Genomic DNA, 1,063 nt, shown 5'->3' on the forward strand with positions numbered 1-1,063 from the left:
GAGCGCGGGCTCCGGCCCGCGCGGCACGGATCGCCGCCAGAGCCTTCTCACCGGAGGCGGCGAGAGTGTCGACGAGACGGGAGACCGTCGGGTCCGAGGCCACCGGCCCGAACACAGCCGGCTCCGCCCGCAGCAGCCCGACATCCGCCAGGCAGTCCCCGCCCGACGCGACCGCCAACGCCACGTCCAGCAGGACCTTCCCGGGATCATGGACGGCCCTCGCCTTCCGCCACGGCGCCAACGCCGCCGATATCGCGGTGTCCAGGCCCGCTTTGCGGACGGTCTCGACCAGCAGCACGCTCCCGGCCTGCGAGACCACCGCCCGGCCGCCGCCCTCGATGCGGATCCGCGGGTATGACCCGACACGCTTCTTCACCTGGAGAGTGCTTCTTTCCGTGCAGCTGACAGGACCCTAGACAAGTCCCATCGTTGCAGGTCAGGAGCACTCTCCGCTTATTTGATCAAGACCCGGACGCCCCGCTCGCAAGGGCGCGAGGTCAGCCGTTTTCCCGGCCCGGCAGAGATGCGCCCTCCAGGAAGGCGCGATAGGTGTCGACGGCTTCCGGATCGATTTCAGGGTCGGAGGGGCCGTAGCGGGTGTCCGTGCGGTCCCGCTTCGGCCCGGAGACCCAGAACTCCTCGTCGGTCTGCACGTCGCAGAAGTTCGCATCGAACATCCCCCCTGCCCGGCGCAGTGTCCTCCCGCGGAAGTACGCAGTACTCCAGGTCTTCGAGAAGTCCACCCACCCGATCCACGAGGGTCCGCGGTCGGTGGTGTAACCAGTCTTCAACTGCACGAACATGAGACGTCGAGGCATACCCACAGAGTCCTGCACAGACCACTCCCGTGACCAGCCATTTTGCGGGCGCCTACGTGACCCCGCGGCACCGCCGACAAGAGCTCGGGCAAGCGGCCACGGCACGATGCGCTCGTTCACCTGGAGAGTGCTTGCTTCCTCTCAGCCGACAGCCCTCCTGGCAAGTCCCATCGCCGCAGCTCAGCGGTACTCTCCGCCTATCTGATCAAGGTCCGCGCCGGCCCGCCCGTGAAAGCCCGAGGCTA

Annotated in this window: 2 protein-coding genes; both read right to left on the reverse strand. The window is 67.8% G+C overall.

Annotation, left to right across the window (positions count from 1 at the left end):
* Window positions 1–376 (reverse strand): transposase (locus ACIRJR_RS37125; protein WP_403789209.1); only part of this gene is annotated, 376 nt, incomplete at its 3' end.
* Between the two features lie 121 nt (window positions 377–497).
* Window positions 498–818, reverse strand: a complete 321-nt coding sequence (locus ACIRJR_RS37130; protein WP_403789211.1) for a hypothetical protein — start codon at window positions 816–818, stop codon at window positions 498–500.
* Window positions 819–1,063: the final 245 nt, after the last annotated feature.

Origin of the sequence: Streptomyces sp. NPDC102402 (assembly GCF_044765765.1) — a bacterium.
Taxonomy (GTDB): Bacteria; Actinomycetota; Actinomycetes; order Streptomycetales; family Streptomycetaceae; genus Streptomyces.